This is a genomic window from Sphingomonas donggukensis (assembly GCF_023674425.1).
GTDB classification, from domain to species: Bacteria; Pseudomonadota; Alphaproteobacteria; order Sphingomonadales; family Sphingomonadaceae; genus Sphingomonas; species Sphingomonas donggukensis.
Genome location: NZ_CP098401.1, coordinates 2,175,264 through 2,200,550, shown reverse-complemented (window position 1 = coordinate 2,200,550; position 25,287 = coordinate 2,175,264). Strand labels below are relative to the sequence as shown.

At 63.9% G+C, this 25,287-nt stretch carries 21 protein-coding genes and 1 tRNA gene; 12 read left to right on the top strand and 10 right to left on the bottom strand.

What is annotated here, in order from left to right:
- The first annotated feature begins 62 nt into the window (after positions 1–62).
- Positions 63–1,172 (top strand): hypothetical protein, encoded by a 1,110-nt coding sequence (locus M9980_RS10805; RefSeq protein WP_250750569.1) that lies wholly within the window; start codon positions 63–65, stop codon positions 1,170–1,172.
- Between the two features lie 2 nt (positions 1,173–1,174).
- On the opposite strand, the gene M9980_RS10800 is transcribed toward M9980_RS10805, so the two are convergent.
- The 3 genes from M9980_RS10800 to M9980_RS10790 are packed head-to-tail and all read right to left on the bottom strand — an operon-like array spanning position 1,175 to position 8,115.
- Positions 1,175–4,432 (bottom strand): Eco57I restriction-modification methylase domain-containing protein, encoded by a 3,258-nt coding sequence (locus M9980_RS10800; RefSeq protein WP_250750567.1) that lies wholly within the window; start codon positions 4,430–4,432, stop codon positions 1,175–1,177.
- The gene (locus tag M9980_RS10795; protein WP_250750564.1) at positions 4,429–7,818 is read right to left on the bottom strand and encodes a helicase-related protein; all 3,390 of its coding nucleotides are present in this window, start codon (positions 7,816–7,818) and stop codon (positions 4,429–4,431) included. Before M9980_RS10795 ends, M9980_RS10800 begins: the two co-directional genes overlap by 4 nt.
- 21 nt (positions 7,819–7,839) lie before the next feature.
- Positions 7,840–8,115 carry an ArsR/SmtB family transcription factor gene (locus M9980_RS10790; RefSeq protein WP_250750562.1) on the bottom strand — a complete coding sequence of 92 codons (276 nt, stop codon included), beginning with the start codon at positions 8,113–8,115 and terminating at the stop codon, positions 7,840–7,842.
- 169 nt (positions 8,116–8,284) lie between these two features.
- Between M9980_RS10790 and M9980_RS10785 the strand changes: the two genes are divergently transcribed.
- Positions 8,285–9,070 (top strand): hypothetical protein, encoded by a 786-nt coding sequence (locus tag M9980_RS10785; RefSeq protein ID WP_250750557.1) that lies wholly within the window; start codon positions 8,285–8,287, stop codon positions 9,068–9,070.
- A 5-nt stretch (positions 9,071–9,075) separates the two neighbouring features.
- Positions 9,076–9,969, top strand: a complete 894-nt coding sequence (locus M9980_RS10780; RefSeq protein WP_250750556.1) for a 3'-5' exonuclease — start codon at positions 9,076–9,078, stop codon at positions 9,967–9,969.
- Positions 9,970–10,047: 78 nt separating this feature from the next.
- Here the strand turns inward: M9980_RS10780 and M9980_RS10775 are convergent, their stop codons facing one another.
- The 4 genes from M9980_RS10775 to M9980_RS10760 all read right to left on the bottom strand — a co-directional run bounded on the left by M9980_RS10775 (position 10,048) and on the right by M9980_RS10760 (position 13,042).
- Positions 10,048–10,569: a hypothetical protein gene (locus M9980_RS10775; protein ID WP_250750555.1), complete on the bottom strand. Its 522-nt coding sequence runs from the start codon at positions 10,567–10,569 to the stop codon at positions 10,048–10,050.
- A 214-nt stretch (positions 10,570–10,783) separates the two neighbouring features.
- Positions 10,784–11,425: a hypothetical protein gene (locus M9980_RS10770; RefSeq protein WP_250750554.1), complete on the bottom strand. Its 642-nt coding sequence runs from the start codon at positions 11,423–11,425 to the stop codon at positions 10,784–10,786.
- Position 11,426: 1 nt separating this feature from the next.
- Positions 11,427–12,845 (bottom strand): hypothetical protein, encoded by a 1,419-nt coding sequence (locus M9980_RS10765; protein ID WP_250750552.1) that lies wholly within the window; start codon positions 12,843–12,845, stop codon positions 11,427–11,429.
- A gap of 123 nt (positions 12,846–12,968) precedes the next feature.
- Positions 12,969–13,042: transfer RNA gene (locus M9980_RS10760), tRNA-Gln, on the bottom strand.
- Between the two features lie 160 nt (positions 13,043–13,202).
- Here M9980_RS10760 and M9980_RS10755 point away from each other — a divergent pair.
- Positions 13,203–14,279, top strand: coding sequence for a Ppx/GppA phosphatase family protein (locus M9980_RS10755; RefSeq protein WP_250750551.1), 1,077 nt, complete (start codon positions 13,203–13,205; stop codon positions 14,277–14,279).
- Positions 14,276–14,947 carry an RlmE family RNA methyltransferase gene (locus M9980_RS10750; protein ID WP_250750550.1) on the top strand — a complete coding sequence of 224 codons (672 nt, stop codon included), beginning with the start codon at positions 14,276–14,278 and terminating at the stop codon, positions 14,945–14,947. Before M9980_RS10755 ends, M9980_RS10750 begins: the two co-directional genes overlap by 4 nt.
- 150 nt (positions 14,948–15,097) lie before the next feature.
- On the opposite strand, the gene M9980_RS10745 is transcribed toward M9980_RS10750, so the two are convergent.
- The gene (locus M9980_RS10745) at positions 15,098–15,865 is read right to left on the bottom strand and encodes a carboxylesterase family protein (RefSeq protein WP_250750548.1); all 768 of its coding nucleotides are present in this window, start codon (positions 15,863–15,865) and stop codon (positions 15,098–15,100) included.
- Positions 15,866–16,039: 174 nt separating this feature from the next.
- Positions 16,040–16,381, bottom strand: a complete 342-nt coding sequence (gene rpoZ / locus M9980_RS10740) for a DNA-directed RNA polymerase subunit omega (protein WP_250750538.1) — start codon at positions 16,379–16,381, stop codon at positions 16,040–16,042.
- A gap of 122 nt (positions 16,382–16,503) precedes the next feature.
- Between rpoZ and M9980_RS10735 the strand changes: the two genes are divergently transcribed.
- Positions 16,504–17,664, top strand: a complete 1,161-nt coding sequence (locus M9980_RS10735) for a phospholipase D-like domain-containing protein (RefSeq protein WP_250750528.1) — start codon at positions 16,504–16,506, stop codon at positions 17,662–17,664.
- Positions 17,661–18,536 (top strand): ROK family protein, encoded by an 876-nt coding sequence (locus tag M9980_RS10730; RefSeq protein WP_250750526.1) that lies wholly within the window; start codon positions 17,661–17,663, stop codon positions 18,534–18,536. Before M9980_RS10735 ends, M9980_RS10730 begins: the two co-directional genes overlap by 4 nt.
- 182 nt (positions 18,537–18,718) lie before the next feature.
- Here the strand turns inward: M9980_RS10730 and fghA are convergent, their stop codons facing one another.
- A complete protein-coding gene (gene fghA, locus M9980_RS10725; RefSeq protein ID WP_277998299.1) occupies positions 18,719–19,561 on the bottom strand; it encodes an S-formylglutathione hydrolase in 843 nt (280 codons plus the stop codon).
- Positions 19,562–19,599: 38 nt separating this feature from the next.
- On the opposite strand from fghA, the gene M9980_RS10720 reads away from it, so the two are divergent.
- The 5 genes from M9980_RS10720 (at position 19,600) to M9980_RS10700 (ending at position 25,202) form a co-directional block, all read left to right on the top strand.
- On the top strand, positions 19,600–20,844 hold the full coding sequence (locus M9980_RS10720; RefSeq protein WP_250750524.1) for a putative DNA modification/repair radical SAM protein: 1,245 nt from the start codon (positions 19,600–19,602) through the stop codon (positions 20,842–20,844).
- A 38-nt stretch (positions 20,845–20,882) separates the two neighbouring features.
- Positions 20,883–22,061, top strand: a complete 1,179-nt coding sequence (locus M9980_RS10715) for a parallel beta-helix domain-containing protein (RefSeq protein WP_250750522.1) — start codon at positions 20,883–20,885, stop codon at positions 22,059–22,061.
- 120 nt (positions 22,062–22,181) lie between these two features.
- Positions 22,182–23,291: an SO2930 family diheme c-type cytochrome gene (locus tag M9980_RS10710; protein ID WP_250750520.1), complete on the top strand. Its 1,110-nt coding sequence runs from the start codon at positions 22,182–22,184 to the stop codon at positions 23,289–23,291.
- A gap of 46 nt (positions 23,292–23,337) precedes the next feature.
- Positions 23,338–23,823 (top strand): hemerythrin domain-containing protein, encoded by a 486-nt coding sequence (locus M9980_RS10705; protein ID WP_250750518.1) that lies wholly within the window; start codon positions 23,338–23,340, stop codon positions 23,821–23,823.
- The gene (locus tag M9980_RS10700; RefSeq protein ID WP_250750513.1) at positions 23,820–25,202 is read left to right on the top strand and encodes a UdgX family uracil-DNA binding protein; all 1,383 of its coding nucleotides are present in this window, start codon (positions 23,820–23,822) and stop codon (positions 25,200–25,202) included. The genes M9980_RS10705 and M9980_RS10700 overlap by 4 nt, the downstream gene beginning before the upstream one ends.
- Positions 25,203–25,287: the final 85 nt, after the last annotated feature.

Here is a 25,287-nt window from a genome sequence, read left to right as displayed (position 1 = left end):
GTCCGTGGTGGCGACGTCGACGATTGGTGGGGGGATTATAAGTGGGGCTTGAGCATAACTCCATGGCGCAGAAAGTGTCAGCGGAGCTGTTACGCGCACTCCGCACGAGTAGTGCAGCGCAGTGGGCGACTCCTCGCCTCTCAAACAAGTGCATCTTGTGGCAAGGAATTGCCGATTGGCCGCAGCCGGACATCGCGTTCGAAGATCCTAACACCGGCGCAACATTGGCCCTTGAGTTCAAGCCGCCAAACCAATCAAAGCGCGAGTATGTCACCGGCGTCGGTCAGATGCTGACCTACCTTCAAGATTTTGAGTTTGCGGGCTTAGTTTTGCCAGAGCGATCCCACGACGGGTTTGCCATCGCCGAGTATATTGAAAACGTATTTCAAAGCGAACTGTCGCAACAGCCGGTCGTTCTTATGTCCTATGGTCCGGACGTTTGCGATCTTTCCATTCGAAGAGCTTTGACCGCCCGAGTGGGTCCCGCGCCCGCACCTCGGGTGAGGCGGCGCGGCACCTTCTGGGCATATTGGCGAGACCTTTCAAATTATGATTTGTTCGCACTCTTGAAGGTTCTCGATGCCAAGCCCGGTCGGTCATTCGATCAGAACTTCCACTCTTTTTGGATATCGACGGTCTTGAAGGGCAAGGCAAAAAATTGGGAAGGCCAATGGCGCAAAAAGAGTCCAGGCAGCGCGGAGTCCCCTGAGCGGCTCAACGCTAAATATGCGATGCGGCATTGTGGCCTGATAGGCGCCGACGGCTCGCTAACGTCGACAGGATTGGAGCTACTGCAGGTAGGGAAAATCTACGGGCCAGAAAGCGATGCGTTCAATATGCTTCTCGCTAAGCGAGTTCTTGTCGATGGAAATCATTTGGAGCTTATTCTTTGGGTCGAGGCCCAGACGCGTGACATGGCGCCGCGAAAGATAAAGACGTCCGATGCTTATCTGGCTGCGATCGACGCCGAGCTTGTCAAGCACGGCATCATACCTCCTCGGCCAGCCGGTGCTGTCAAACCTCACTTCTTTCGGGATGAAGCGAAGTTATGGAACAAATTGGGTTTGCTTCAGCGACAGTCCCCCAGCAAGTATTTTCGCGCCGGTGAAGGATACAGGTTCGACTGGAGAATGATTATTTCCGCCGTTCAGCATGAGGGACATGATTATTAGATTTAATCGCCGTCTTCCCCAGCATCATCTTCCGCGTCGGCATAGCTGGTTTTTACCGCCTGCGCATAAAGGAGTTCGACATCAGCCCATGCGTCCATCCAACCGAACGCCTCTCCAAAGATAATGTCGCTTCGGTCGGTAATGTGACGGCATCGTGCAAGATTAAAATTGCCGACCCTCTTACCAGCGTTCAGCTTGAACGAGACCGCGTTTCGCATCGCGGTCTCAAGTTCTTCGGCGATACTTAAAAGCTCCTGCCGCTGATCGGGAGATAGGCGTGGTAAAGGGAGCGGAAGGCCTTCAAACATTCCTATGGTTACGTCGAAGTCATCGCCGATCATATACCAATATGCGAATTCCCACTTGCCGTTGAGCATTAGAAACGCCAGGTCACGGTCCTCTCGCGTGGCGAAAGGGACTGTCCCGAACTTCGTGTGGGGGATCAAAGTCCCGTCGCGATCATAGCATGGCGGCAATTCTCGGCAGAAGTTCAGCCAGTTGTAGGCTGATTTCTTGAAGTGCAGCACGTGTGTCCCGGTTCGCCGGGTCAACTCCTCAACAGTCGGGGTGCGCGGAATTTGGCGGCCCCGCTCTCCCTCGAACATGGCTACCAGCGCAGGGGTGTGGACTTTGGGCACGAGGCCAGCCCAGGCGCTCGGCTGGAATTGCGTGAACGCCAGCGTTTCGAAGAGAAATGGACGCTCCTGCTCGAACCACCGGTGCAGTCGTCCAGTTAGATTTTGCCTGGTCCTCTCGCCGCTTGTGGCCTTGCGGCCAACGTGGATAGTGTTTCGAACGCGCACGTCGTGTGCAAACAGCGCTGCGGGAATTCGGCCAAACGAGGAATACCAGTTCACGGCGTAAGAACGCGTGAGCACCTCGCGTAAGGACGTAAAGCGTGAACTGAAACTGAGGCTGAGGGGCACGATCATACCAGACCTGCCGCCCTCAGCCAGTAGGCTGGCCGAACGCTCCATCACCCACGCGTAGATGTCCCCGGCGCGTTCGGTCTCAAGATCGAGCACGGTGTATTCCCGCCGAACCTTGGTGCTCGAGATATAGGGAGGATTGCCTACGATCACATCAAAGCCGCCGCGCTCCATCTGCTCGTAGTAGGCCGCCCACCAGTGGAAGGGCTGGTGCGATCCGGCCCATTGGGAAAGGGCGGATTCAGTGCGAGCGCTGTATCTCTCGCCGAGCGAGCGGTTCAGCGTGGCGTCGAGTTGCTCCTGATCGGCGATGAGTTGGCGCTTCAGCGCTCCAGCTTCGCTGCGGTCTCCGAACTGAATCTGGCGATATCGGGCGTGTCCGCCACTGAGCCCGGCCACCTGTCGCTCGAGCTCGTCTTGGGTAGCCGCTAGGTCCAGGCCCCGGCCACTTGCTCGCGGATGATCGGTGTAGCCTATAAGGGCGTTGCCTGCGCGAACATTGAAATCGATGTCGGGGAGCGGCTCGATGTCAGCCTGTTCCTCAAGCTGGCTTGCCAGCTTGAGGAACAGGCGCAGTTTGCAGATCTCGACCGCCTCTTCCATGATGTCGACGCCGAAGAGATTGTTCACGACAATCGAGCGGAACACGAAATATTTGCGGTTCCGATGGCTCGCGGCTTCCGCAACGATAGTCTCGAAACGAGTGCGCAATGCACCATTCCACACCCAGCCAGTGCGCGTTGCCTCGTCTAGGAAAACAGCCATCCGATCGAGCGTGGCTTCGTAAATAGGCTCCAGCAGGTTGAGGACGGCGAACAAGAATGCGCCCGAACCGCAGGTGGGATCGAGCACACTGATCTCGGACAGCGAACGATAGAAAGCGTCGATCAGGCTTGGGTCGTCGGCGCGGTCGATCACGTCCTGCGCGAATTGGCGGATGTCGAGGTTCATGCTGACCATGGCGTCGGGGGAAGAAACCTCGCCCCCAGCCAACGCGGTGTGAAGCTGCTCGTGACGACCCTTGCGATCGATGAACCCTCGCCAAGTCTCGCGAGGTAAGCCCAGGTTCTCCGGAACTTCGCCGTCGGCTGCGGCCGAAGTCTGGGTGATATTGGCCGGCAGATCATGTTCCGCGCCGACCTTTAGTGATGGGAAGATGTAGCGGCCGGGGTCGTTGCGCAGGTGCGTCCAGACCGCATCCTCGCCCGAAAATGCATTGGGGACCTGTTTCGCCACCATGTCGAGCAGGCGCGGGATTACCGTAGAGCGGCCGATATACTCGGTCACGTCCTCCTTGGTGTAGTAGGCGCCCATCTGCTTGTTGTTGATGTAACGCTCAAAAATGTAGCCGAGCACATCCGGGTTGATCTCGTTGTCCGTGCGCACGGGTCGATCATCGAGGTGCCAGTCAAATTCGTCGAAGAAGTCGAGAATAGCTACAAAGGCGGCATCCGAAATTTCGATGTCATGTGTCTGTTCGAGGAAGTGCTCCACGAACATGCCGCCGTTCAAGTATGGCACCCGGCCGAGCAGATTGGCCACCTCCGTCGACCGGTCGGCTTCCTGTCCGCCGAGACCATCGAAGAAGAGGCGAAGAAGGAATTGCCGATAGAAGCGGTGGAATTGATCGGGACCTTCGGCGGCTTGGATGCGCTGCAATCGGTTACGTAGATAATTGCGATCGCCGTCGAGGAATCCCTTCTGCTGAATGAAATAGACGAACATCAGCCGGTTCAGCATCACGGACGCATACCAGCTCCGATCGTCGTCACTGGCGATCCCGCCGATCCGCGCCAGGAACGCATCGTGCTCCGTCTTGAACCGGTCGTAGAAACGACGCGATGGGCGCTCCGCATCGAACGCCAGTCGGGCCCGATCCGCGACGTCGAGGATGGTGATCTCTTCTTCTTCGTCGAGATCGACAATAAGGTGATCGAGGCGCTGGAGCAGGGACTCTCCGGTCTGGCCCGCGATGAAGGTGTATTCCCGCAGGGCTAAGGGTCGCCCAATTTCGCGTCGCGTCCACTGCCAGATTTGTGATTGGTGATCTGCTGAGACGAAGATCACCAGATTCTCGCGCGCATGGGGAGCCAAGCGGTCGCGCACGAGCCGACGATCGGCGATCGCTAGCATGCCGGCGGATGCCGGCGACTGCACGACGAAAACCTTGAAGCTGCGCTTGTCGGCAACAGCGTTTGCGACAATTAGGTCATCGCCGATAGGGATGCGGTGCGTTTCCCGCGCGCGATCCCAGCCGAGCTCCTCAACGAAAAGATGCTGAAACTCCCCTCGTTCGAGATGCCCGCGCGCTCTGCCCCGGTCGATCCTCATGCGTTCCCCCCGTGCGCAGTTAAGCCCAAGGAGCAGATGATCCTGGGTTCATTGTCCTCGCCGTCAACGTCTTCGATTACGCAAAGTCGTTCCTCTTCGCGCAAGCTCGTCATTAGCGAAGCGAGCTCCTCCCCGGTGATGCCGGCCTTTAGCTGCCTGTTGAGCAGGTTGCGTGCGCTTTCCCTGAGAGGGAAGCGGTAAATCTCATCCAGGGCACGCCGTCGCTCGGTGGTGTCGAATAGTGATCCAGCATTCTGATCGAGGAAATTCTTAAGTTTCTCGTATGCCCGGTATCGTGCGCTAGACGGGCGCCCAAGCTGACCACCCGCCTGGCGCTCTTGGGCTACGATGGTTGTGACCCCTTGCGCGACAATTTCGTGATGTTCCGGCAAGCGCGGCAGTCCAGGGGTAAGGGAGTTGCACTCTGCCGCTCTGAGGATGGCAAATTGAGACTCGGTCACGGGGTTTCCGTTGCGGTCGATCCAGGCGAGCACGTCTGTGTCTTCGGCGGTTCGCAAATAGACGAGCGCGCCTTCAGGCGTGAACGGTCCTGGCTCGTGCGCTTTGGTCGAGAATACTACGTTGGGAAGTTCTGCGACCCGCTTCTCGAGCTGCGGATCAGCATCAATGGCGTTTTTCCAGATCTGATAGGCGTAAGAAGAGAGATCGACCTCCGTCGTTTCGTCCGGATCCAGGATGCCGGCTCGCTCATTGTATAGGTCGATAAGCACGCCTTGATCTTCGCCGTCGAAGAAGCTCTCATCAGTCCCGATAACCTCCTTGTTCTCGTGGAGCCGGGCGGTAACGCGCTGACGCAGTCCGATGATCCGCTCCACACCGTCCGCAGGAAGGAAGGTGTAACAGATCACGTCTTCGGCCTGTTGCCCGATACGATCGACGCGGCCTGCGCGCTGAATCAATCGAATGATCGCCCACGGGATGTCGAAATTCACTACGACTGCGGCATCCTGAAGGTTGTGCCCCTCGGAAAGGACATCGGTTGCCACGAGTACTCGCAACTCCTCTTGCGGCGATACGAGTTCTCGCTTGTCGTTGCTAACGGGACTGAACCGCCAAGCCAAGGAGGTGGGATCTTCTGAATTGCCCGTTACAGCAGCGACGCGATCGAGGCCGCGTTGCTTTAGGGCGGATGCGACGTAATTGGCTGTGTCCGCGAACTGCGAGAAGATGATCACCTTCTCGCCGGCGTGCTTACCCTGCAGTAGATCAACGAGAGCGTCGAGCTTGGAGTCGCGTTCTGGATCCCAGCCGCCCGCCCGGTCGAGGATGGTGATCAATTTATTGGCATCGCTCTCCAGATCGCGGGCGAGCTGTGGGCTAAAAAGGTGCGATCCAACCCATTTGAAGCGGCGACTGTAACGAGTTGAATACGCTTGATACGCGCTTGCGGCACGCTCCCGGTAAAGGTCTATGCTGCCGACATGTTCCGCAGCGTGAACGCCGTCAAGGAGGTCAGCTGCTTCCAGGTCCTCGTCCGTCTCGAGCATTGCCTGATCTTGCGTTCCGATTGGAAGCGGTAATCCATTTTGGAGGGCATGTAACACGATGAAGTTGCGTAGCACGTGCCGATCCAGGGACTGGATAAAGGTATGTCCGCCACTCTCAAGTCGCTTGAACAGATTGGTGCGGCAGAATCCCATAAGCCTCCGGCCACCGCGAGAAAGGTCATCGAGAATCCGTCGTTCGTCGGGGGAGGGGATCGTATGGGGCTTACGGTGCTCGTAGTTTCCGAGACCGTAGCGTGGCAGTTGAAGAGAATTGATGTCCGACACGACTGCGGCAGCGTATAGCTGGCCGTATTGATCGGCGGGGTCCCCGTCGTCGATTGCGAACGTCAACGTGCGCGGAACCCGTTGCGGGAAGTAGGAGCGAACCCCGCCGGAAAGGGTGAGAAACCGCCGTCCGTTTTCAGGATCTAGAGCAGCGTAATTCTCTTGGATAAAACTCCGTGTGCGCCGGACAAGATAGTAGCGCATGAGTTCACGCCAGTCGTCGGCATGCGAGCTCTTTTCGAACGCTGCGATGGAGTTCACCGGGCACTGGTGGGCAAGGAGAAAATTGGATTCGCCGATTTCGCGCAACAGGGCTTCAGGCCGGATGGCCAAGGGTTCATCGCTGTCGATGAAAAGCCGTAGCTGACTGGAGAGGTCCAGAAACGTCTTGTTGTAGGGCGTTGCGGACAGCAAGATCACCTTGCTGTCATTCTCCGAGATGTATTCCTGAATTGCGCGATAGCGGATGCCCTCGCGGTTGCGGAGGTTGTGACTCTCGTCGACGATGACCAGTCTATGACGGCGTAGTTCGGGGAGCCTGCTCTGGACTTGGGAGTGTGGCACGATGGTGGCGCGAAGGCCGTAGCGCTGCCTATAATCGTCCCACATCTTCACGAGGTTGACCGGGCACAGAATAAGCGTTTCGTAGCCGAAGTCGTCTTCGAAGACGCGCGCGAGTGCAGTCGCCATCAGTGTTTTGCCGAGGCCGACGACGTCGCCCAGCATCACCCCGCCGCGCTTGTTGAGATGGTGTGCAGCGATGCGCACCGCCGCTGCTTGGAAATCCAAAATCCGCTCGCGAAGGTCGGGCGGGATCTGGAAGCTGGCAAGCCCCGCGCGAGCTTCCTGCGAGAGGTGGTAGGCCATTTTTAGGTAGATTAGGTAGGGCGGCACGATCTCTGATCTCGCCCAGCTGGTCTCGATGATGGTAGCCAACTCGTCCGAGATGTCGATGCACCAGCGGTCGTTCCACCTATCGTCGAACCAGCCGGATAGCTTGGTGGTGGCATCGTGGTCGAGCACGTCGATGTTGAGCTCTCCCTGCGCGGCGAGACCCGACATAGTCAGGTTGCTGCTGCCCACGTAGCCGACGCGCGGAGTGATCTGGTCGGGCCGGTTCACAAGATAGAGCTTGGCGTGAAGCGTGTGTCGCAAGAACAGCTTCACTACCAGTTTTCGGTCGCGAATCTGACGTGCAAGCCTTTGAAGTGCCGCCTCGTCGGCCGACGTCGGCACGCCGATCGTAAGCTGAGCGCGGAAGTCCTCAGCGAGTTTCTTGCGTAGGCGCAGAGCAGCCTGATTGTCGAGCAGGCCGTCTTCGCCATGCAGGCTCAACAGGGCGCGTAGTTCATCTTGGGGCGCCTTCTGCATGCCGACCAACAGACGGCATTGGGCACCGTCGCCGCCATTCCATGGCTCAACGCGGGCATCAAGCCGCTGCCATCCTCGTAGGTTGAAATAGCCCACGCAGAAATCAGCGGAGGTGGCACCCTGCAATGTGAGGTCAAGAGCGTCGAGAAGTCGGTCGGAGATGTTATCGAAGACCCTAGGCATTTTACTGTTCCTGATTTCGCCTTGGGCGATCTGTCCCAATCTTTCGGAGCGTGGCGAACTTCAACCCTCTGCCAATAATCGCGAAAGCGCTACCACCCGATCCGGACGCGCCCGATAGATGATCAATCTCCCCTTACGTTCGTGCGTCACTACCCCGGCCCGAGCAAGAATACCCAGATGGTTGGACAGCGACGTGGGAGGGATCTTCAGTTTCGCGGCGATGTCGCCAGCGGACATACCGTCCGGACTCAACCCGGCAAGAAGCCGGTAGACGTTCAAACGGGTATCGTGAGCGAGTGCCGAGAGGGTCTGGATGGCGAGTGATTGTCGCATCATTCGACAATAGTCGTATGGTTGATAAATGCAAATGAAATTGGTGAAATCCTGTTCATCCTTTTCATCCTGCGACTATCGTTGAAATATCGTTGTAAATTTCTATATGTGTCTGGCTGATCAGGCGAAACCTCCGCGCCGGCGCGCCGGAGGGCAATGAGAAGGAGGCATCATGGCTTTAGTCGCGACCCTGTCCGAGCGTGTCTGCGCACCGGTCCCCGTCACCATCCCGACCCACTTCCGACCGTCCGCCGCGACACGCAGCTGCGATCCCCTTGATCCCGACGAGCCCGCCGACACTCCGGTGCTCACCACGGATCGCCGGCTGCGTCGCCTAGCGATGCTGGCGGCCGACACCGGCGCCCGTTTCGTGCGGGAGGGACTGCCTCACGATCCGGTGGCATGGCTGCTGGCGCCGCGCATGTTGTTCAGCGGTCGGTCGGCGATTGATGCCTGTCAGGACCGCGAGCCTTTCCTGCGAGCCACCCTCTTGCACGGCCTTTCGCTAGGCCTTGATGCCGATGCCGACGAGCTCGACGCGCTGCTCTCCGACGATCCGGACGACGGCCTCGGTGGCGATAATGACGACTATCCCGACGAAGCAGACGACGAGACATACGAGGGTGACGAGGCCTCGATGCGGTTCGACGCGCCCGAGATGCGCCTTTTCTCCTGCATTGTGGAAGGACCACTGGGCCCTGGCGATCGCTGCGTGCAGGCGTTTTGCGCGATGGTAGCACCCGACGAGACTTGGGCCCGCCGCCGCCTCACGACGCGATATGGCACAAGTCTGGCTGACGCGGCGACAGTGAGCGAGGGTTTCGATTGCGAGAGCACGCTTGCGGGTATGCTGCTCTCGGAACCGATGCGGCGTATGTTGGCGACCGTGGCCCGCAATCCGGCTTGCGAACTCGGCGCGGGGCTGGATGTGCAGGTCGAGCAGCGGTTTGCCGCATGAGGGCGGTGCCTAAGGCGGACATCGTAGGGGTGCCGGTTCCGGCCGGCACCCTTGCGCGCGCGCTCGACCGGCACGACGACTACCGGGTGCTCAGGCGCATTCAGCCGATGGATGTGAGGCAGCCGCGCTTCAAGCGGACGGACGAGCTCACCGTCTGCGTGCTGGACACCGAGACGACCGGCCTTGATCCCAGGAACGATCGCATCATCGAACTGGCGTTGCAGAACGTGCGCATCGATGAGCACGGTCGCATCGTGGACTCTGGCCTTTCGCGGAGCTGGCTGGAGGATCCCGGGGAACCTCTTTTGCCCGAGATCGTCAAAGTGACCGGACTGACCGACGCCCAGCTCGCCGGCAAGTCGATCCACGACGGCGAGGCTTATGGCGCGATCACGAGCGCCGATGTCGTAGTTTGCCACAACGCGGCGTTCGACCGCCCTTTCGTGGAGGAGCGGCTGGGCGTCAGGGGGCAGGCTTGGATCTGCAGCATGAATGACATGGACTGGCGCGAGCACGGCTTCGAGGGCCGTTCGCAGACCCAGCTGCTGCTCCAGTGTGGCTGGTTCTACGACGCTCATCGCGCGGCGTCCGACGTCAACGCGCTACTGCACCTCATCGACCATCGACTCGACACCGGTGGGACGGTGATGCGCGAGTTGCTCCGCACAGCCGCCAGGCCGACGTGGAGGATTGAGATGACGGAAGCGCCCTTCGCCGCGCGCGTCGCTCTTAAGGGGAGGGGCTATCGCTGGAACGCCGATCGCAAGGTCTGGTGGCGCGAAGTGAGCGAGGCAGGGATGGTTGATGAGACGGAGTTCGCCAGGGACTACGTCTATGGTGGTGCGGGTTCGCCCAAGGTCGAACCCGTCACTTGGCGCGAACGATACTCGCACCGTTGAAAGCTAATGCCTATCGACTGCGGGGGCTTCGTAGCGTCCGTCACAAGCGTCGGGTGCCTAGGGCCGACGCTGGCGGCGCTAACCCGCTTTCGGATTCGCCCGGACGCGCTTGGTAGGTGTCTTGGCTTCGATCGGGGTCGATGGGTGGGTGAAGCGCTCGGCGGCGATGCGTGCCTCCGCGAAGTGCTTCTCGCTGATGTGAGGAGCGATTCGTCTCAGGTATTCATCAGTCTGAAGCATCCCGGATCGGTCGCTGAGGGAAAGGCTCGGCAGGGGCGGGAAATCCCGTGCAACGAGCACGGCGTTCAAGTCGACGAGGTCCCGATCCAGGTCGGCGCTGAGGGCCCTCAGCCACTTGAAACGGATCGCCAGCCGGACTGCCCGGATCTCCCAGCGGATGTAGCGCATGCTGGGACCCCCGAGCCGGCCCCTCGTTGTCTCCTCGAGCCGACGTGTCCGGGAGTGCACGTAGGCGCCGACCGCGATGCCGACCCCGAGCCAAATGCACCAGGCGAAGTGGTCATCGAAGAGACGCTCAAGCATGATCGCCCCGAATTCCCTGATGGAGGCGCCATGCGCATCCACGAGCAGCTTTGCCAACGGTGCCAGCAGGGCGGCTAGAATGGCCTTTAGAGCAAGACCGCGTATCTTTCGGAGCATGGTCGACGAGTAACATGATTTCTTTTCCCATTGCTTAAGTCACAATCTCGATTGAAATCCGTGACCGCGCCGGGTGCGGATGACTTTGATATCCACAGCGCCGTAAGCGAGAGGGGTCGGCGACACGGGGCGCGCGTCAGAACGCCTGGGCGAGTTAGCTCTCGATGCCGCTGAGGATCATGTGGCCGTCGCCGATCGCCTTCATCTGTTCCGCGAGCCACCGGCACTGATCGAGCACGTAGCCCTCGTCGCGGTAGACTTGCTCCACGGTGCCCAGGAGCTGAGATGACGCACTGGAAGCCCGCTGTTTGGGAACGAGGTCGGTGGGCTGATTGCACTCGAAGCCGATCCACCACATGTCATCGCGCGCTTGCGCATGCACGGGTGTCTGCGAGGTGCGCATTCGCTCATCGAGCGAGATGTGGCATACCGACCTGTCCTCCGGCTCCGGCCCCAGGCAGGGCTCCGCGTAGTTGATCCCGCCGTGGACCCGCAGGCCGAGATCGCGCAGGGCCGACGCGCTGTAGCCGAACAGCGGGTGCCCGGGCTTGACCCCGACGTAGCCCTCCAGATGGCCGCCCCCCGCCGATCGGCGGATGATGCAACCGTATCCCGTAGCCGCGTCGATCCAGGCCACCTTTTCGGCCTCGATGTTCCAAGGACCCGGCGAATTCGGTGCCACGTCCTGCACGTGATAGACCGCATCGACGCGGACCAGTTCGTTGCCCATTTGGCGAATGGTGGTCGGAGGCGGGGCAGGGGCGATCGAAAGGGCTTTGGACGGTTTCTTCGCCATGTCAGATATTTCCATTAATCAAGGAGTTCGCGAACGACGCAGCGTGGCCGGCGGCATTTCGCGGGATGGGACCGAAGCCGGGCGGTTCGTCCCATTGCTTGGAGTCGAGAGGAGATTCCGAACAAATTCCAGCGAAGTTGAGCTCGGCGTAAAATACCCGCAGCGCCCGCACCGTGGGCGCTAGCTCGGCGGCAACGCGAACGCGGTCTGCAATGTCGCCAGCGGACCGCAGATGTATCGACATCTGCGCACGTTCCGACTGGCGGGTGTTGAGGAAATCCGCGACCTTCACGCGCCCATGGAACGCAGACTCCGTGAATATGTCGCTAGGGCCATCGCCGTGCAGATGCCGGAACGCCACATATGACAGGACGACCTCCCGCACCTGCTCGCGCCGAGCTTCGGGTTGCTTGTCGACGGCGCGGGTGACGACGTCGGTGATCGGACCGCCGTTTGGCTCTATGGTCGTGAGGATGGCCGGATTGGACGGTGGCGCTGCCTGCTTCGTCGACGCCGGAAACGGTGGCACCCACTCGGGCACGCGTTTGACCAAGGTCCAAAGGGGAAGCCTAGCCTCTTCGTCGGTATACGAATTGAACCCGAAATGCTCCAAGGCAAGCGCCGGAATAGGCGCCATCGTGCAGACAGGCATCGAGACCGTAGCTATGATGCCGGTTCCGTCTGAGCACGGCGACGCGCGCTTGACCTCGAGGCTTCCCAAATACTCGGCCAGAGGAACGCCGGTGAGGTCGACTACCTCACCCAACGTGGAGCCGGCAGCGGCTTCCACGGCTCCCAGGCATCGCTTCGCACCGACCATCAGGTAGGTCTCCCGATCCTGCCCGATCGTCAAGTCCGGGGCGAGCTCGCAGGAAGTCGTCAGTAGGACCGGTCCAACTCGGCTAAGGCGATGCTGCAGGACGCGCCGAGCATCTCCGGTAATTTCGATTTCGGTATCCCACGCAGCGTCCTGCCAGATCTGGTAGGAGCTGGTCTTGTTGAGCCGCAGCAGTTGTTCGGTGATCGGCGTCGTCAGCAAGGTCCACGCTGGCAGCTCACCTCCCTGGGGCTGACGGGCGGCAGACATCATTGTCTCGCGCGCAAGATTCGCGAGCGTCAGGTCGAGCGTCAGCCGGAGATCGCTGCGATTCGTTGGATCCGTGTCGGAGCGGAGAATGGTGGGGCCAGCGGTGGCCAGAGGAGCTGGGGGCGTGACAGCGATAATCTCGTCGCCGGCGAACAATCCGATGTCGGCTTCAGAGAGACCACGCGCGCTGAGCTCGTTGTAGACCGCACGGCCTGCTACCGTGTCTTCCCACCCGATATTGCGCCGACCGAAGTCGAGCTCGTTGTGGTGAGGTAAACACCAAGCCGTGGTGTAATGAAGGGGCGTGTCGAACGCCTCGGGCCGTATGGGCAATTCATCTCTCCAACTCGTTGATCGAGCTAGAGAATGAGGTCACCGGACGGCGTAATCCAACCATTTCGCGGGCAGCGACTTTGTCCCATCGGGCAAAGTCTATTGGGCAAGGGATAGAGGAAATGGATGCCCGACAAGGACTCGAACCTTGATTGACGGAGTCAGAGTCCGCTCTCTTACCATTAGAGGATCGGGCACCAAGAGCGGGCGCCTTTAGGTCGGTCGGGTGGGGGCTGTCAACCGCCCGCGGGCCGCGCCGCTTGTCGTTTCGTCGCTTAGCCGCTAGCTCTGGTCACAAGCACCGAGCGGTCGGTACGCGGCCGTGACGGACGAGAACATAAGTGTGAGTATGCGGCCGTGGGGGATCGACCCGCCCGAGCGCCGTTCGGCCCGCGTCGCGAGGCGCCCCGTCCGGCGAGACAGCCATCCGGACCGCCTGCGTCCGGAGCGTCGGCGACCGGCGCAGCTGCGCCCGCGCCCGTCGCGCGGGGCCGCTGGCCGCAGGCGCGGCATTATGCGGCGCTGGACCTTGGCACCAACAATTGCCGCCTGCTGATCGCGCGCCCGCAGGGGTCGGGATTTGCGGTCGTCGATGCGTTCAGCCGGATCGTGCGGCTGGGCGAGGGGCTGGCCGCGACCGGGCGCCTGTCGGACGAGGCGATCGAGCGGACCATCGCGGCGCTGCGCGTCTGCGCCGATAAGCTGAAGCGCCGCGACGTGGCGCTGGCGCGATCGGTCGCGACCGAAGCCTGTCGCCGCGCGAGCAACGGTCAGGCGTTCATCGAGCGCGCGTACCGCGAAACCGGCATCATGCTCGACATCATCTCGGCGGAGGAGGAAGCGCGGCTGGCCGTGCTCGGCTGCCACGCGCTGATCGAGCCGGGCGACGGCGCCGCGCTGGTCTTCGACATCGGCGGGGGATCGACCGAGCTGGTGCTGGTCGATACCCGCCCTGCGATCCCGACCATCCTCGACTGGCACAGCGCGCCGTGGGGGGTGGTGTCGCTGACCGAGCATGTCGGCGCGGGCGGGCCCGAAACGTATGATGCGATGCGCAACGTGGTGCGCGACAGCTTTGCCGGGTTCGCCGCGCGGCTGCCCGAGGTCGGGCATCGGCGACTGCTGGGCACGTCGGGGACGGTCACGACCTTGGCCAGCGTCCATCTGGGGCTGGCGAGCTATGACCGGTCGGCGATCGACGGATTGCTGATGCCGGCGGCGTCGATGCGCGCGGTCAGCCGGCGGATCGCGGCGCTGGACATGGCGGGACGATCGAAAGTGGCGTGCATCGGGCCGGAGCGCGCCGACCTGGTCGTGGCGGGCTGCGCGATCCTGGAGGAAATCCTGGACATCTGGCCCGCCGAACAGCTCGGCATCGCCGACCGCGGCATCCGCGAGGGCATCTTGCGGCGATTGATGGGAACACGGAAATGAGTAGGGGCGGCTCCGGGGGACGGACGCGAGTGAAGACTTCGCGCGGGCGGACGGCGCAATCCACGCGCTGGCTCGAACGGCAATTGAACGACCCCTATGTGAAGCGCGCCAAGGCCGAGGGCTATCGCAGCCGCGCGGCGTACAAGTTGATCGAGCTCGACGAACGCTTCGCGCTGCTGCGCGGGGCCAAGCGCGTCGTCGACCTGGGCATTGCGCCTGGCGGCTGGGCGCAGGTGGTGCGCAAGCAGCTGCCCAAGGCAGCCGTGGTCGGCATCGACCTGCTGCCGGTCGATCCGATCGAAGGTGTCATCATCTACCAGATGGACTTCATGGACGATGCCGCGCCCGGCCTGCTGGTCGAGGCACTGGGCGGGGCGCCCGACCTGGTCATTTCCGACATGGCGGCGAACACGGTCGGGCACCCGCAGACCGATGCGCTGCGAACGATGGCGCTGGTCGAGACCGGGCTCGCCTTCGCGATCGACGTGCTGGAGCAGGGCGGGACGTTCGTCGCCAAGGTGTTCGCCGGCGGCGCGGATTCGACGCTGGTGGCGGAGATGAAGCGCAATTTCACGTCCGTGAAGCACGCGAAACCGCCGGCGAGCCGGAAGGGCTCGAGCGAATGGTATGTGGTAGCGCAGGGGTTTAAGGGACGGTCAGCGGAATAGCCTAGCTATTCCGCGTCGCGGACCGCCCCCGGCCGGCGGGCGCAGCCCGTCCGACGACACGGGCTTTGCCCGTGGCGGGCCAGAGGCAGCCGCCGCGCCAGCCCCAGACCGCCCCACCCCCGACCGCTCCCTTCCAAGGAGGGGAGTATCCTACCGCCGCTGCGCGAACAGCCACGCCGGCAACGCGGGATCGCCGAACCCCGGATCCCAGGCATTGTGGTTCACGCCCTTAAGCTCCCTGTAGGTCACCCGCGCCCCCGCCGCGGTCAGCGCCGCCGCCATCGCGCGGGAATCGGCGACCGGCACGACGTCGTCGCGGTCGCCGTGAACGATCCACACCGGCAGCTTCGCGATGCGCCGGGCGACGGCGGCGTAGGGATCACCGGCGTTGGCGGGCACGATCGGCTGGTAATCACGGATCGCGATCGGCTGGACGAAACCGCAGATGACGACGAGCGCGGCGAAGCGGCCCGGATTCTCGTAAGCGATCTTCCAAGTGCCGTTGCCGCCCATCGACAGCCCGGCGAGGTAGGTGCGCGCGCGGTCGGTGCGGAACTCGCGCTCGGTGGCGTCGAGCGCGGCCAGCGCGATGGCGGTGCTGTTCTGCCACAGCCGGTCGGCGGGCGCCTGCGGAAACACGATGATCGCGCGCCAGCGTTCGGGATGCTGACGCACCGCGTGACCCAGACCTACGTCGGTCTGGAGCAGCCCGTCCGACCCGCGCTCGCCCGCTCCGTGGAGAGCCAGAATTACCGGGAGGCGCTCGCCGCGCTTCGCATCGCGGGGGACGTACACCTGGTAGCGGTGGGCGACGCCGGCGACGGTCAGCTGGCGGTCGAGGAAGCCGGTGTCGCGGGCGTGGGCGGCGGTGGCGGCGAGGCTCAGCAACAGGCCGGCGAGGAGGGTGAGGATGCGCATGCCGGCTTTGTGGGCGGGTTGGGCGCAAAAGACAAAGGCCGGTGGCGTTGCCGCCCCGGCCTTTTGTTCTCATCTCGGGGCCCGACGCGGGCAAAGCCCGCGTCGTCGGACGGGCTTTCAGCCCGCCGGCCGGAGTAAGGCTTTTCGCGGATTAGCTTTCGCTAATCCGCTACCTTACTCGTAATCTCCACCCACATTCGTATTCCGCGGCGGTGCAGCCGCAGTCAGGCGCAGGGCCTCGGCAGCGCCGGCCAGCGAGCCGATCTCGTCCGGGGCTTCCTCGTCGTCGATCTGGACCTTCTGCAGGCTGGAGACGACCGATTCGGACAGGTTCGCCGGGGTCACCGTCTGCTCGGCGATCTCGCGCAGCGCGACGACCGGGTTCTTGTCGCGGTCACGCTCCAGGGTCAGCTCGGCACCGCCCGAAATCTGGCGCGCACGCTGAGCGGCCAGCAGGACCAGGTCGAAGCGGTTCGGGATCTTGTCGACGCAATCTTCGACGGTAACGCGCGCCATGAGCGGTTTCCTCAGGATGGAATTCGGGTGTCGGGAAAGGGCAGGCGCTTAGGCGGGGCGTGTCCACGAGTCAAGGAAATCGGACTTGCGCGCGCCCCGCGGTGCAGGGCACACGCAAGCGCATGGACGAGCCGCCGCCGCAGCCCAGCTTCACCGTCGACGGCAATGTGCTCACCCTGCTCGACACCGGGCCGCGGCGGCTGGACGCGCTGGTCGCGCTGATCGACGGCGCGCAAAGTTCGCTGCGGATCCTGTTCTACATCTATGTCGCCGACCACGCCGGGCGGCGGGTGCGCGATGCGCTGGTCGCCGCCTGCGCGCGCGGCGTCGCCGTGTCGCTGACGATCGACGGCATGGGCAGCGAGCCCGCCGCGCGCGACGATTTCTTCGATCCCTTGAGCGCCGCGGGCGCCGACGTGTGCCAGTTCATTCCGCGCCTCGGTCGCCGCTATCTGCTGCGCAACCACCAGAAGCTGGCGATCGCCGATGAGCAGCGCGGGATCATTGGCGGATTCAACGTGCAGGACAGTTATTTCGGGACCGTCGCCGAACAGGCGTGGCGCGATCTGGGGCTGGTGATCGAGGGGCCGGCGGTCGCGCGGCTCGCCGGATATTACGACGCGCTGTCGCAGTGGATGCACACGCCCAAGGCCAAGCTGCGCGCGCTGCGCCGCCTGCTCAAGCACTGGAGCGAGCCGCACGGCGACGCCCGCTGGCTGTTCGGCGGACCGACCCGGCGGATGAGCCCCTGGGCCAAGGTGGTGCGCGACGACATGCGCCGCGCGCGCCAGACCGACATCATCGCCGGATATTTCGCCCCGAGCCCGGCGATGCTGCGTCGCCTCGACAAGGTGGGCCTGCGCGGGCGGGTGCGGATCGTGCTGCCGTCGAAGACCGATCACGGCGCGGCGCTGTGGGCGTCGCATTTCACCTATGCGGGGCTGTTGCGGAAGGGTGTCGAAATCTTCGAATATCGCCCGACCAAGCTGCATACGAAGCTCTACGTCATCGACGACACAGTCCATGTCGGATCGGCCAATTTCGACATGCGCAGCCTGTTCCTGAACCTGGAGCTGATGTTGCGCATCCATGACCCCGCGTTTGCCGCGCACGCCCGCGCCTATGTCGACGGGGAGATCGCGCAGTCCGAGGTCATCACCGCCGCGCTGGAGAAATCGCGGACCAACTGGTGGATGCGGATCAAGCAGTTCGGGGCGTATTTCGTGATGGCGATCCTCGACCCCAGCGTGTCGCGGCGGCTGAATTTCGGGGATGAGCGATGATCGCGGGACTGGAGTTGGGCGGCACCAAATGCGTCGCGGTGCTGGGCGATGCCGACGGCACGATCATCGAGCGGGTGAGCGTGCCGACCACCGACCCCGACACGACGCTGACCGCGCTGGAGGCGGTGCTCGATCGCTGGCGGTTCGAAGGCATCGGCATCGCCGCGTTCGGCCCGCTCGACCTCGATCGCGCGAGCCCGACCCACGGCGACCTGGCGGCGACGCCGAAGCCGGGGTGGACGGGCGCGCGCCTGCTCGGGCGGTTCCGCGATCGTTACGGCGTGCCCACCGCGATCCAGACCGATGTCGAGGGCGCTGCGCTGGCCGAGGGGCGCTGGGGCGCGGCCACTGGGCTCGCCGATCACGTCTATATCACCATCGGCACCGGCGTCGGCATCGGCGCGATCGTGCGCGGCCAGCCGGTCGGCGGCGTGATGCACGGCGAGGCCGGGCACATGCGCGTGGGGCGTGCGGGCGGCGATGGCTTCTCAGGCGTGTGCCCGTTTCACGGCGACTGCCTCGAGGGGCTGGTGTCCGGCCCGGCGATCGGCGCGCGGACAGGGCTGGCGGGGTCGGATGTGCCCGCCGACCATCCGGTGTGGGACGCGGTCGTCGCCGAACTGGCGGCGGCGCTCCACAATCTGGTGCTGACGCTGGCGCCGGCACGGATCGCAATCGGCGGCGGCGTGTTCGCCGGGCGTCCCGAGCTGTTCGCGCCGCTGCGCGCCGCTTTGGTCGAGAGCCTGGCCGGATACGGGCGCACGGCGATGTGGGCGGCGACGATCGACACGCGCGTCGGGCCGCCGGGGCTTGGCGACCTGGCCGGGCCGATGGGGGCGATTGCGGTCGGGCTGGGGGCTTTGGGGCGGTAGTCAGGAAGAAGGAATGGGTTCACGCGAAGGCGCGAAGGCGCGAAGAGGTTTCCTAACCGTCTCCGTCTCGCGCCAGCGAGACCTTTTATCGCCTCGGCTGCCGATCAAATTAAGGGTCGCTTGCGCGACGGAGGTATCCCCGATTGCAACCGCTTCGCGCCTTCGCGCCTTTGCGTGAACCGTTACTTCCTCAACCGCTCCGCATGCCATGCGACATGATCGGCCATGAACGTCGAGATGAAGTTGTAGCTGTGGTCGTAGCCCGGCTGCATCCTGAGCGTCAGAGGGATGCCCGCGCGGTCGCACGCGGCGCGCAGCAGGTCGGGCTTCAGCTGTGCGCTCAGGAAGTTGTCGGCGTCGCCCTGGTCGACCAATATCTCCGCCACCCGCGCGCCATCGTCGATCAGCGCGCACGCATCATAGGCCCGCCATTTCGCCCGATCGGGACCGAGGTAGCCGCCCAGCGCCTTTTCTCCCCACGGACACTCCAGCGGCGATGCGATCGGCGCGAAGGCTGAGACGCTGCGGAAGCGGTCGGGGTTGCGGAGCGCAATGGTCAGCGCGCCGTGGCCGCCCATCGAATGGCCGGTGACCGACTGGCGCGACAGGTCCGCGGCGGGAAATTCGGCGGCGACCAGCGCGGGCAGTTCGTCCTCGACATAGGATCGCATGCGGAAATTCGCCGACCACGGTGCCTCCTTCGCGTCGACGTAGAAGCCCGCCCCCTGCCCGAAATCCCAAGCATCGTCGTCGGGCACCCCTTCCCCGCGTGGGGACGTGTCGGGGGCGATGAAGACGACCCCGGCCTCGGCACAGGCGCGGCGGTACTCGCCCTTGTCGGTGACGTTGGCGTGGGTGCAGGTCAGGCCTGAAAGATACCACAGCACCGGCAGGCGCGTACCGCTTTCGTGCGCGGGCACGAAAACCGAGAAAGTCATGTCGGTACCGGTCGCCGACGACGCGTGGCGGTAGATGCCCTGGACCCCGCCAAACGCCTTGCTTTCGCTCAAGGTTTCGATTGCCACGCTGGACTCCTTCTGTGTCAGAACGTAAGTAGAACGCGATGGCTCAGCTCGATGTCCGCGAAAAGCTCGCGATCCTCGCGGATGCTGCGAAATATGATGCGTCGTGTTCGTCGTCGGGCACCTCTAAACGCACGTCGGTGGGTGGCAAGGGCATCGGTTCGACCGAGGGCTCGGGCATCTGTCACGCCTATGCGCCCGATGGCCGCTGCATCAGCCTGCTGAAAATCCTGCTGACCAACAGCTGCATCTTCGACTGCCATTATTGCATCAACCGCAAGAGCTCGAACGTTCGCCGCGCGCGCTTCACGGCGCGCGAGGTCGTCGATTTGACGCTCAGCTTCTACCGCCGCAATTATATCGAGGGGCTTTTCCTGTCGTCGGGGATCATCGGATCGTCGAACTACACGATGGAGCAGATCGTCGAGGTCGCACGCTCGCTGCGCGAGGATCATGACTTCCGCGGTTATATCCACCTGAAGACGATCCCCGACGCCGATCCCGAGCTGGTGCATCAGGCCGGGCTCTATGCCGACCGCGTGTCGATCAACGTCGAGCTGCCTACGACCGGCGGGCTGAAGCGGCTGGCACCAGAAAAGGATATCGGGCGGATCGAGGGCGCCATGGCCGATACGAAGACGGCGATCATCGACACCAGGGATGCGCGCAAGAAATATCGCTCCGCGCCCAAATTCGCGCCCGCCGGCCAATCGACCCAGATGATCGTCGGCGCCGATGCCGCGACCGACAGCGATATCGTCGGCAAGGCGGCGAGCCTGTACGGGCGTTTCGGCCTGCGCCGCGTCTATTATTCGGCGTTCAGCCCGATCCCCGAAGCGTCGAGCGTCCTGCCGCTGAAGCGTCCGCCGCTGATGCGCGAACATCGGTTGTATCAGTCCGACTGGCTGATGCGATTCTACGATTATTCACCGGCGGAAGTCGCATCGGCGGCGGATGCGGCGACGGGCATGTTGCCGCTCGACATCGATCCCAAGCTCGCCTGGGCGCTGAAGTTCCGCGATCGCTTTCCGGTCGATATCAACCGCGCGCCGCGCGAGATGCTGCTGCGTGTGCCGGGGCTGGGGACGAAGGCGGTGGGCGCGATCCTGTCGTCCAGGCGGTGGCGACGGCTGCGGCTGGACGACGTCGCGCGGCTGACGGTGTCGGTGACGAAGATCCGGCCGTTCATCGTCGCGGAGGACTGGCGCCCGGTCATGCTGTCCGACCGCGCCGACCTGCGCCCGCTGGTCGCGCCGAAGATCGAACAGATGGAATTGTTCGGATAATGTCGCATAAGATGCGGTAAATATTGGAGAGGCCGCCCGTGAAGCATCTGCTCGCCATTTTTGCCGTTATCGCCAGCCCCGCCGCCGCCCGCACCATCACCGTGACGCCCGGCGGCGACGCGCAGGAGAAATTGCAGGGCGCACTGATCGAGGCACAGCCGGGCGACGTCGTCGAGATCGCGGCGGGGCGCTATGCGCTGACCGACGGGCTGTCGTTGGACGTCAACCGGGTGACCGTCCGTGGGGCCGGACCGGGCAAGACCATCCTCGACTTCAAGGGGCAACTGGCGGCGGGCGAGGGATTGCTGGTGACGTCGGACGACGTCGTGCTGCGCGGCTTCGCGGTCGAGGATTCGAAGGGCGACGGCATCAAGTCGAAGGGCGCCGACCGCATCGTGTACAAGGATGTGCGCGTCGAATGGACCGGGGGGCCGAAGGAAACCAACGGCGCCTACGGCGTATATCCGGTCGAAAGCCGCGACGTGCTGATCGACGGGGCAGTGGTGAAGGGGGCGTCGGACGCCGGCATCTACGTCGGGCAGAGCGAGAACATCATCGTCCGCAATTCAGCTGTCAGCGGCAACGTCGCCGGGATCGAGATCGAGAACAGCCGTCACGCCGACGTGATCCACAACCTGGCCGAGCACAACACCGGCGGCATCCTGGTGTTCGACCTGCCCAACCTGCCGAAGATGGGCGGCGGCGACGTGCGGATCGTCCAGAACAAGGTGACGAACAACGACCAGCCGAACTTCGCGCCCAAGGGCAACATCGTCGCGAGCGTGCGGATGGGAACGGGCGTGCTGGTGATGGCGAACGACGGGGTCGAGGTGACCGAAAATCTGCTGGAGGGCAATGCGACGTCGAACGTGATGATCGTCGCGTACCGCAACGCCTTCAAGGACGCGAAGTACAACCCGCTGCCGCGACGGATCGCGGTGCACACCAACAAGCAGGGCCGCGCCGGGTTTGCGCCGCAACTGCCGGGTGCCGCGCAATTGCTGGCGGCGTTCGGCGACCAGCTGCCGCCGGTGCTGTGGGACGGGACGGGCGAAGGCATCGCAGTGGCCGACGGTGCGGTGTTGAACATGAACGTCGCGCTGGGCGCGGCGATGGAGACGGCGAAGCCGGCACCCGCCGACCTGTCGAAGGTCGCACGCGGGCCGTCGCGCGCGGCGGTGGTGCTGCCCACGGCGATGGAGGCGGCGGCGCGGTGATCGGGCCATCTTCCTTCGGTGTTCCCCCGAAGGCGGGAACCCAGAGTCAGGCAGTGCCAGCGCCCGTAACCCTGGGTTTCCGCCTGCGCGGGGGCACCGCTGCGTTCGTGGGGCCGTGCTTTGTTTGACCACAAATCCACCTCCCCGGCGAAGGCCGGGGCCCAGTCGGGAGACGTCGCAACTGGACCCCGGCTTTCGCCGGGGAAATGGCTAGCGGCGATCGTTTCGGGCGGTTGCCTGATCGTCGTCCTCGCCGCAGCGACCACCGACGCCCGCCGGGTCGACGACGCCGCGATCCTCGCCGACGGATACCCGCCCACCCTCTCGGCCTTCCGCTTCTTCACCGATATCAAGGCCCGCACGCCCGCGACCCACGTCACCGCTTACGCGCTCAACACCCCATTGTTCTCCGACTATGCCGAGAAGCAGCGCTACATGTACGTGCCCGCGGGCAAGACCGCGCGCTACGATGCGAGCGCCGTGCTCGACTTCCCCGTCGGCAGCGCGCTCATCAAGACGTTCGGCTATGGCGCTGGCGCCGCGTTTCGCCCGATCGAAACGCGGTTGCTGCTGCGCCGCGCAAGCGGCTGGGTGGCGATTCCCTATGTCTGGAACGCCGACCTGAGCGACGCGGTCCTGAAACGCTCCGGCACGCGCGTGCCGGTCAGTTTCACCGATCCGAGCGGGCAGGCGCGGACGATCAGCTATGCCGTGCCGAACCAGAACCAGTGCAAGGATTGCCACGCGCTGTCGGGGGCGATCACGCCGATCGGGCCGACCGCGCGTAACCTGAACGACGGCGCGCGGCTGCAGGCGCTGGTGGCGGCGAAGCTGCTCGACCGTGCGCCCGCCGGTGCGCCACGGCTGGCGCGATGGGACGACGCTGCCGCGCCGGTCGAGGCACGGGCGCGCGCGTACCTCGAGGTCAATTGTGCGCATTGTCACAACGCCCGCGGTGCTGCCTCGAATTCGGGGCTGTGGCTCGACTGGCAGCAGGCCGACGCCGTCGCGCGCGGCATCGGCAAGCGCCCGGTCGCGGCGGGGCGTGGCTCCGGCGGGCGCGATTTCGACATCGACCTCGGACACCCGGAGCGATCGATCCTGACCTACCGGATGGAAAGCACCGAACCCGGCGTCGCCATGCCCGAACTCGGTCGCGCGACCGTGCATGCCGAGGGGGTCGCGCTGCTCAATGGCTGGATTGCCGGCATGCAATCGACTCGCAAGTGAAACAAGTGTGCGGGTCGCCGGTTACGGCTGGCGAAGGAGACACCACTTGGCCGACGCCCGCATCTTTGCCGACCTGAAGGCGGACCACGACCGCCACCGCGCCCTGCTCGCGAAGCTGGCCGAGACCAGCGGCGCGAGCGACGAGCGCAAGGCGCTGTTCGACGAATTCCGCACCGAAGTCGGCGCGCACGCCGCTGCGGAAGAGGAATCGCTCTACGCGACCATGCTCGGCAAGCCCGATCTGCGCGAAGATGCGGTGCATTCGGTCAGCGAGCACAAGGAGATCAGCGACATGCTGGGCGAGCTCGCCGACATCGACATGTCGTCGAGTGCGTGGATGGCGAAGTTCAAGGAGCTGCGCCACGAGTACGAGCACCATATCGACGAGGAGGAGGAAGAGATGTTCCCCGCCGCGTCGGACGGCCTGAGCAACGCCGAGGAAGCGAAACTCGCCAAGATCTTCGAGGATCGCAAGCCCAAGGAACTGGAACGCGCCGAAGCCAATCCGCCGGGGAGCGACGAGCGCGAGTGAGGGTCGCCACGCTCGCTGCCGAGGATGATTTCGACGGATGGCGGGACGCCGCGCGCAATCTGGTGGCGGCGTCGGTACCGCCGTCGGACGTGGTGTGGCAGGTCGGCGAAACCCCAGCCGATCTGTTCGGGGACGAGGGCGTCGTCGAAAGCCATGCGCCGGCGTTCCGCGTGCCCCGCGCCTTCGTCGATCTGGCCCGGACGGTCGTACTCCACGCTGATCCGCAACGCTTCGCCCTGCTCTACACGCTGCTGACGCGGGTGCTGGCGCAGCCGAAGCTGGTCGACGACCGCGCCGATCCGCTGGTCCGCAAGCTGGACGAGATGGCAAAAGCGGTGCGGCGCGACATCCACAAGATGCGTGCGTTCGTGCGGTTTCGCGAGGTCGAGCAGGACGGGGAAACCCGCTTCGTCGCCTGGTTCGAGCCCGAGCATCATATCGTTCGCGAGAATGCGCGGTTCTTCGTCAACCGCTTCACGACGATGCGCTGGTCGATCCTGACGCCCGAAGTTTCGATCCACTGGGATGGCGAGGCGCTGGCGCAGGGGCCGGGCGCCGCGCGGACCGATGCTCCCGAGGGCGATCCAATCGAGGACGTGTGGAAAACCTATTACGCGTCGATCTTCAACCCTGCCCGGCTGAAGGTCGGCGCGATGTTGAAGGAGATGCCCAGGAAATACTGGAAGAACATGCCCGAAACCGCGCTCGTCCCGGCGCTGGTGGCGGGCGCGCAGGCGCGGGAGGTGGCGATGATCGACAAGGCTCGAACCGCCGTGGGCGGCAATATTGCGGCGGCCTGGGCGGCGCTGGCCGAGGAGGCCAAGGGCTGCACGCGCTGCGACCTGTATCGCCCCGCGACGCAGACGGTGTTCGGCGAAGGCCCGGTCGATGCGCGGATGATGTTCGTCGGCGAGCAGCCCGGCGACCAGGAGGATCTGGCGGGGCACCCCTTCGTCGGGCCGGCGGGGCAGGTGTTCGACCGGGCGATGGGCGAGGCCGGGATCGACCGTGCGGGCGTGTACGTCACCAACGCGGTCAAGCACTTCAAGTTCGAGCCGCGCGGCAAACGCCGCATCCATTCGAAGCCCGATGCGGGGGAGATCGAGGCGTGCCGCTGGTGGATCGATCAGGAGCGCGCGATCGTCCGACCCGAAATGACGGTGGCGCTGGGCGCGACTGCGGCGCGATCGCTGCTGGGGCGGGTCGTCACCATCGGGCGCGAGCGTGGGCGCGCCATCGCGCTGCCTGATGGCGGGGCTGCGTGGATTACGGTGCACCCCAGCTATTTGCTGCGCTTGCCCGACAAGGCGCAGGCCGAGGAGGAATATGCCCGCTTCGTCGATGACCTGAAGGCGGCGCACGCGCGACTGACCGAATAAGCGCGCAAAAATTCGCGGTGACCAGAATCTTCACCGCAACGATTCAGCTCTTGGCAAGCGGCGATTGAGACCCTGCCTCCGGGGA

Excerpts from the sequence above, each read along its gene's own strand:
- M9980_RS10805 (WP_250750569.1), top strand. The coding sequence starts at position 63 with ATGGCGCAGAAAGTGTCAGCGGAGCTGTTACGCGCACTCCGCACGAGT.
- M9980_RS10800 (WP_250750567.1), bottom strand. The coding sequence starts at position 4,432 with ATGAGGATCGACCGGGGCAGAGCGCGCGGGCATCTCGAACGAGGGGAG.
- M9980_RS10790 (WP_250750562.1), bottom strand. The coding sequence starts at position 8,115 with ATGATGCGACAATCACTCGCCATCCAGACCCTCTCGGCACTCGCTCAC.
- M9980_RS10785 (WP_250750557.1), top strand. The coding sequence starts at position 8,285 with ATGGCTTTAGTCGCGACCCTGTCCGAGCGTGTCTGCGCACCGGTCCCC.
- M9980_RS10770 (WP_250750554.1), bottom strand. The coding sequence starts at position 11,425 with ATGGCGAAGAAACCGTCCAAAGCCCTTTCGATCGCCCCTGCCCCGCCT.
- M9980_RS10750 (WP_250750550.1), top strand. The coding sequence starts at position 14,276 with ATGAGTAGGGGCGGCTCCGGGGGACGGACGCGAGTGAAGACTTCGCGC.
- M9980_RS10745 (WP_250750548.1), bottom strand. The coding sequence starts at position 15,865 with ATGCGCATCCTCACCCTCCTCGCCGGCCTGTTGCTGAGCCTCGCCGCC.
- rpoZ (WP_250750538.1), bottom strand. The coding sequence starts at position 16,381 with ATGGCGCGCGTTACCGTCGAAGATTGCGTCGACAAGATCCCGAACCGC.
- M9980_RS10735 (WP_250750528.1), top strand. The coding sequence starts at position 16,504 with ATGGACGAGCCGCCGCCGCAGCCCAGCTTCACCGTCGACGGCAATGTG.
- M9980_RS10730 (WP_250750526.1), top strand. The coding sequence starts at position 17,661 with ATGATCGCGGGACTGGAGTTGGGCGGCACCAAATGCGTCGCGGTGCTG.
- M9980_RS10720 (WP_250750524.1), top strand. The coding sequence starts at position 19,600 with ATGGCTCAGCTCGATGTCCGCGAAAAGCTCGCGATCCTCGCGGATGCT.